Origin of the sequence: Winslowiella iniecta (genome assembly GCF_001267535.1) — a bacterium.
In the GTDB taxonomy this organism is placed as follows: domain Bacteria; phylum Pseudomonadota; class Gammaproteobacteria; order Enterobacterales; family Enterobacteriaceae; genus Erwinia; species Erwinia iniecta.
This window is the reverse complement of sequence record NZ_JRXE01000015.1, coordinates 1-7,067: the sequence shown is the minus strand read 5'-3', so window position 1 is coordinate 7,067 and position 7,067 is coordinate 1. Positions and strand designations below refer to the sequence as shown.

General features: G+C 56.1%; 5 protein-coding genes. 3 read left to right on the top strand and 2 right to left on the bottom strand.

From position 1 onward, the window contains the following. On the bottom strand, positions 1 to 3,317 hold a 3,317-nt coding region (locus NG42_RS11705), incomplete at its 3' end, for an AAA family ATPase (RefSeq protein WP_241488350.1). Then, positions 3,314 to 4,531 carry an exonuclease subunit SbcD gene (gene sbcD, locus NG42_RS11700; RefSeq protein WP_052899540.1) on the bottom strand — a complete coding sequence of 406 codons (1,218 nt, stop codon included), beginning with the start codon at positions 4,529 to 4,531 and terminating at the stop codon, positions 3,314 to 3,316. The genes NG42_RS11705 and sbcD, both read right to left, overlap by 4 nt. A 216-nt stretch (positions 4,532 to 4,747) precedes the next feature. Here sbcD and phoB point away from each other — a divergent pair, with 216 nt between their 5' ends. The 3 genes from phoB to NG42_RS11685 form a co-directional block, all read left to right on the top strand. Further along, a complete protein-coding gene (gene phoB / locus NG42_RS11695; protein ID WP_052899539.1) occupies positions 4,748 to 5,437 on the top strand; it encodes a phosphate response regulator transcription factor PhoB in 690 nt (229 codons plus the stop codon). 14 nt (positions 5,438 to 5,451) lie between these two features. Then, entirely contained in the window at positions 5,452 to 6,765 is a 1,314-nt protein-coding gene (phoR, locus tag NG42_RS11690) for a phosphate regulon sensor histidine kinase PhoR (protein ID WP_052899538.1), read from the top strand. 19 nt (positions 6,766 to 6,784) lie between these two features. Then, a partial coding sequence (locus tag NG42_RS11685; RefSeq protein ID WP_052899537.1) for a substrate-binding domain-containing protein occupies positions 6,785 to 7,067 on the top strand: 283 nt, incomplete at its 3' end.

Genomic DNA, 7,067 nt, shown 5'->3' with positions numbered 1-7,067 from the left:
GATTTCCGTTGCAGCAGATAGCGACCGTGCAGGCGGGTTAACTGGTTGTTCGCCAGCCACACCAGATGATCGAGCGTCAGTCCCTGGGCAAATTTACGGAATTTATCGCCGGTGCTGGAACCAATCAGCTGATTAAGATAACCCCAGTCTTCCACCTGCTGCTCGCCGTCGGCGATTTGCTGCAACAAACTCTGCTGTTGCTGACGCCGCTGCTGATCACTCTCTAACTGCTGGCGAGCCTGTCCCTGTTGCTGGGCATTGTCGCGCACCTGCAAGCGTAAGGCGTCGATCTGCTCGCCGAGGGTTTCCGGCCGATCGCTGAGATTCTCTGGTTGCAGCGCCTGATGTTCGCTTAGCGCTTTACTGGCTTGTTGTTGCAGCACTCTCGCCTGCTGACGCTGACTTTCCAGTTGCTGCTGCTGTTGGCGTAAGGCTTGCGCACTCTCTTCATCCAGCAGTGCGGCGGTAAACGCCTGTTCATCAGCGAAAGCACTGACTGATAACGCATGACTCAGCTGTTCCTGCGCCTGTTTCAGGCGCGATTGTAGTGACGCCAGCTGGTTATTTAGTGAGTTATGCTGTCCGGTCAGATTATTTAGCTGGTTCTGTGCGGACAGCCACCGTTGCTGAATGTCTGCACTGTGCGCCTCTGCCTGAGCGCTTTGCTGTTGCAGCTGCTGACGAACCTCGCCGATCTGGCGATCGCCAAACAGCTGCTGGCGTTGCTGCTGCAAAGCCAGACGCTGTTGATGCAGAGTGTCGCGCTCGGCTGCGCAACGGGTCAGGCGTTGTTCCAGCTCAGCCAGTTCGCCGGCAACGCTCTGTTGACGGCTTTCCAGCGCGGCCAGTTTTGGCCCCAGTTCGGCCAGCTGTTGCTCACTCTGCTGCCAGCGCTGCCACTGCTGCTGGCGCGCCTGTAACCAGCTGTCGACGCTGTCGGCGTCAGGTAAACTGAACTGATATGTCGCCAGCTCAGCCGCCAGCGCCGCGCGTTGTTGCTCTGCCTGCTGACGGTCGCGCTGCTGCTGCTGTTGCAGTTCAGCCAGTTGTTGTTGCGCATAGTTCAGCTGCTGTTGCGCCAGCTGCTGTGACTGCTGTAGCTTTTGCAGCGCCTGTTGCTGGACACTGCAAGTATCTTTGGCCTGCTGATACCGGCGCGCTGCCTGTTCATACTGCATCAGCGTCTGTTGCAGCTGGCTTTCCTGCTGATCCTGCTGTTGCAGCCAGTGAGTAACGGCTTCCGCTTCCGGCGCGACAAAATCGGTTGCCAGCTGATGAGCCAGTTGCTGCCACTGAATCTGTAAAGCGGCGATCTCATTTTCGGTTTGCTGGCTCTCCTGCTGCTGTTTTTCCCGTTGCAGCTTACTTAGCCGCACCTGCTCACCTTTGGCGCTGCCTTGCTCTGCCAGCTGCTGTACCTCTTTTTCCAGCCTGTCGCGGCGCTGTTGGTTTTCCGACAGTTCCAGTGACTGATAGTCGGCAATCGCCGGATGCTGGCAGGAGCCGCATAGCGGGCAGGGCTGTTCGGGTTGCAGCGCCGCGCGATAGTGCGCCAGGTCGGCGATCTGCTTTTCCAGCTCGCAACGCGTTTTCAGATCGAGATAGTGCTGCTGCTTCTCTTTCCATCCGCCGCGCAGCGCCTGAAGCTGCTGCTCATCCTGTTGCAGTTGCGTATCCAGCTGTTGCAAAGCGCTGTGCTGGCGCTGCTGTTGCTGATTAAGCTGAACCCATTGCGATGACAGCAGTGCCAGCTGTTGTCGTTGTGGCCGCTGTTGTTGCAGGCGGGACAACGCATCACGTATCGTCTGCTCCGGCTGTTGCTGCTGTAATGCTGCCAGCGCCTGTTCCGCCTGATTCCGCTGCTGGTGTGCCGTATCATATTGCGTCTGCAAGGGAGCCAGCTGTTTCGCCTGCTGTTCAAATGCCTGATTTTTTTGTGCAATATCTTGCAGCTGTTGCTGTTCGCGCTGTTGCAGCGAAGTCAGTACTTGCTCGCTTTTCTGCAACTGGCTGAATCGTTCCCGCCAGAGCAACAGCGATTCACCCCACTGAGCGACCTGCGCGTACTGCTCGCGCCACTGCTGATGTTGCTGACGTTGCTGTTGCAGGCTATTGATTTCCTGCGCAGTTTGCGTCTGGCTTTGCTGTTTCTGCTGCTGTAAAAGTTGGTACTCACTTAGCGTTTTGCCCAGCTGTTCTGCCTGCTGTTGCAGCGTAGCCAGCTGATGATCAAGCGGAATTACCTGATCATTAATCAGCGTTTCCTGCTGCTGGCGATGGGCTGACAGGTGTTTCAGCTCCGCTTCAGCCTGCTGCTGCTGTTCACTCAGACTTTGCAGCGCGCTGCTGGCCTGCTGTTGCTGCGCCGTCAGCGCGATAAGCTGTTGCCCGGCATCGGCAACATCCTGCTGAGTCTGGTTGCGCTGTTGCCACAGCGGACGTAATTTTTCTGCCGGCTCCGCCTGCGCCAGCCGTTCCAGCTGCGGCTGCGCCTGCTGCCATGCACCTTCGGCTTGTTGCAGCACGCGATCGGCTTGCTGACAGCCTTGTTGCAGCTTGTCGCGTTGCGTCAGCCACTGCTGTTGAAGCTGCTGCTGATTCAGTGCCTGGGTAAGTACTTGCTCCTGCGCAATCAGTTGATCCAGCTGCTGTTGCAGTGTCTGACGCGTCTCTTCATCCAGTAGCGCCATGCCGGACGCCTGCGCGCGCAAATTATCCAGCGCGATGCGGGTGGTTTTATGCCGTTCGAATACCTCCATCGAGATGCGGCCATAAATTTCGGTGCCGGTCAGCTCTTCCAGCAGCTCGGCGCGTTCACTGGCTTTAGCATTAAGAAAGGCGGCAAACTGCCCCTGAGAAAGCATCATCGATTTGGTAAAGCGATTAAAATCGAGACCGGTCAGGCTTTCGGTCATTTTAAGTTTGTCGTTAACTTTATCGGCGACAATGGTGTTATCGCGACAGCGCGCCAGTTCCACTCTTGGAGCCTGCAAATTGCCGTCCACTGCGCCACGCGCACGGTTTTGGCTCCAGAAGGCACGCCAGGCTTCGCCTTTGACTTCAAACTCCACTTCGGCGAGGCATTCGGCGGTATCCCGGGTGATCAGATCGTTTTGCGACTGAGTAATGCCGCCGAGGCGCGAGGTCTGATGATACAGCGCCAGGCAAATGGCATCGAGCAGGGTAGTTTTACCGGCACCGGTCGGCCCGGTGATAGCAAACAGACCATTGCTGGCGAACGGCTCAGCGGTGAAATCGATTTTCCATTCGCCCTTGAGTGAGTTGATATTTTTAAAACGCAGCGTCAAAATTTTCACGGCTGATCCTCATGGCGAAGGGTATCCAGGGTGGTGATAAACAGCTGCTGCGCGCGCTGCTGGCGGGGGTTCTCGTCTTCCTCTTCCTGCGCCAGCCGCCGGGCAAACACCTCTTCCACGCTCAGTTCACTCAGGGTTTCGTTATTCTGGCGCGCAATCACTTTGTCACGCTGCTCGCGGCTGCGGCGCAGTAACACCACTTCCACCGGCAGCGCAGCGGTCAGTTCCTGAATGCGGCGCTGAATATCATTGAGGTAATCGCCGGTGACAATCTCGATATCGAGCCAGACGTTGCTGTCAGCCCCGGTGAATTGTGCCAGCTGCTGCTCAATTTCCGCCAGCGAGCCTTTAATCATGCACATCGGCTGAAACAGCGGAACCGGCAGCGCCTCGACGCGGCTAAGCTGGTCGCCAGCAAATTCCACCAGAAATACGCTTTTCTCTTTGCCCAGTTCATCAAAGCTGAGCGGTATCGGCGAGCCGCTGTAACGAATATGCTCGCTGTTGGCGACGCGCTGCGCCCGGTGAATATGGCCCAGCGCAATATAATCGGCCGGAGGAAACGCCTGCGCCGGGAAAGCATCGAGGGTGCCGATATAGATGTCGCGCACCGAATCACTGGTAGTGACGCCCATCGTCGTCAGGTGGCCGGTGGCGATAATCGGTATCGCCAGCCCCAGCGCGGCACGCTGCGTCAGCGCTTGTTGATAACAGCGCTGATAATGCTCGCTGATCGCTTCCAGCAGACTTTGCTGTTTCTCACGACCGGATTGTCCCGCCTGGCTGCGCAGAATATCGCGCGGGCGTAAAAAGGGAATCGCGCACAGTAATGCCGCCGGATTGCCCTGACGGTCATTGAGCGGTAACACTTGCTGCTCAATCTCGTCGCTGGCGGCGGCGATCACCCGGGTATTCAGGCAGGCCAGCAGCTCACGTGATTCATTCAGGGTGGCCACCGAATCATGGTTACCACCGAGCACCACCAACTGGCAGCCGGTTTGCTGTAGTTGCACGACAAAACGGTTATACAATTCACGCGCATAGCTCGGAGGCGACCCGGTATCAAAGATATCACCGGCCACAATCACTGCATCAACCTGATGCAGCTCTACCGCCTGTATCAGCCAGTCAAGAAACGCCTGATGCTCTGGCGCCCGGCTTTTGGTGTAGAAAAACTGACCGAGATGCCAGTCCGAGGTGTGGATAATGCGCATAAAACTTCCCGAATGATTTAGGGTGCTTAACGTTAACGTAAGACGCCGATTATAAACAGAGAGCTGAACGGCGGGTGAGTAAATGCATAATCAGCCTGAAAAAAAGTATGACAAAGGCGATTTTGGTCCGTGCATTTTTCATAAATCTGTCATAAAACTGACGCATAATGGCGCCGCGAATCCCAGTGACAGACAGTCACATCAGCAGGAGCAATAATGGCTAAGCGCATTTTGGTAGTCGAAGATGAAGCCCCAATCCGTGAGATGTTGTGTTTCGTTCTTGAGCAAAATGACTATCAACCGATAGAAGCGGAAGATTATGACAGTGCGATAAATTTACTTATCGAACCTTGGCCCGATCTGATTCTGCTCGACTGGATGTTACCTGGCGGCAGCGGCATTCAATTTATTAAGCATCTGAAACGCGAAGCGATGACGCGTGATATTCCGGTGATGATGTTAACCGCCCGTGGCGAAGAGGAAGACCGGGTGCGTGGGCTGGAAGTGGGCGCTGATGACTACATCACTAAGCCGTTTTCACCGAAAGAGCTGGTGGCACGTATTAAAGCCGTGATGCGCCGTATTTCGCCGATGGCGGTGGAAGAGGTGATTGAAATGCAAGGACTGAGCCTCGACCCGTCGTCGCACCGTGTCATGTCAGAAAATACCCCGCTGGAAATGGGGCCAACCGAATATAAATTACTGCACTTTTTTATGACCCATCCGGAACGGGTTTACAGCCGTGAGCAGTTGCTGAACCACGTCTGGGGTACGAATGTTTATGTGGAAGATCGCACTGTTGATGTTCACATCCGCCGTTTGCGTAAGGCGCTGGAAGTCTCCGGTCACGATCGCATGGTGCAAACGGTGCGTGGAACGGGGTATCGTTTCTCCGCTCGTTTTTGATCGGAGTCTGAACCGTGCTGGAACGCCTCTCCTGGAAGAGATTATTACTGGAACTGCTGCTGGCCTGTGTGCCAGCACTGATACTGGGCCTGCTGGTGGGTTATCTGCCGTGGTGGCTGCTGCTGTCAGTGCTCGGCGTACTCGGCTGGCATTTTTATAATCTGCTATTGCTGTCGCACTGGCTGTGGGTCGACCGGACCATGACGCCGCCGTCCGGGCAGGCCAGCTGGGAGCCGCTGTTCTACGGTCTGTATCAGATGCAACTGCGTAACCGTCGGCGACGGCGCGAGCTGGGCAACCTGATCAAACGTTTTCGCAGTGGCGCAGAATCATTGCCGGATGCGGTGGTACTGACCACCGAAGAAGGCAATATTTTCTGGTGTAACGGCCTGGCACAACAGCATCTCGGGCTGCGCTGGCCAGAAGATAACGGACAAAATATCCTTAACCTGCTGCGCTATCCTGAGTTTTCCCGCTATCTGCGCCAGCGCGATTTTGCCCGGCCGCTCACCCTGATATTAAATAATCATCGTCATTTAGAGTTTCGCGTAATGCCTTACAGCGAAGGGCAGTGGCTGCTGGTGGCGCGTGATGTCACCCAGATGCATCAGCTGGAAGGCGCGCGGCGTAACTTTTTCGCCAATGTCAGTCATGAACTGCGCACGCCGTTAACGGTATTGCAGGGCTATCTGGAGATGATGAACGATGCGGTGCTGGAAGGGCCGGCGCGCAGTAAGGCGTTGCACACTATGCAGGAGCAGACGCGGCGCATGGACAGCCTGGTTAAACAGTTGCTGACTCTGTCGCGCATTGAGGCCGCACCGGCTATCGATCTGCAGGAGAAAGTAGACGTACCGATGATGTTGCGCCTGTTGCAGCGTGAAGCTGAAACCCTCAGTAACGGGCGGCATGAGATTCATTTTCATACCGATCCGCACCTGCGAGTGTTTGGCAATGACGAGCAGCTGCGCAGTGCGCTCTCGAACCTGGTGTATAACTCGGTTAACCATACGCCCGCCGGAACGCGGATTGATATCAGCTGGTTACGCAATAAATCCGGCGCGCATTTCGCGGTGAAAGATAATGGGCCGGGCATTGCCAAAGAGCATATTCCGCGTCTTACTGAGCGCTTCTATCGGGTGGATAAGGCACGTTCACGCGCCACCGGTGGCAGCGGCCTCGGGCTGGCCATCGTGAAACATGCCCTGAGCCACCATAATTCGCGGCTGGATATCACCAGTGTTGCTGATGTCGAGACCTGTTTTGCCTTTACGCTGGCACCGAGGTTGATTGTTCCGGCTGAATTACCGGAGAATGCTAAGCGTTAACCCTTCACAGGCGTAAAGCATGAAACGAGTGATTCTGGCGGCGGCGCTGATGCTGTCAACGGCAGTACAGGCGCAAGAGGGGATGCTGGCGGGCAATCTCACCAGCGTCGGTTCCGATACCCTTGGCAATCTGATGGCGCTTTGGGGCGAGAATTTTAATCGTCAGTATCCAGGCGTTAACGTACAGGTGCAGGCTGCCGGTTCGTCTACCGCGCCGACGGCGCTGGCTGCTGGTGCTGCCCAGTTGGGTGCCATGAGTCGTCCGATGCAGGCGGGAGAACGCCAGTTATTTGAGGCGAAAT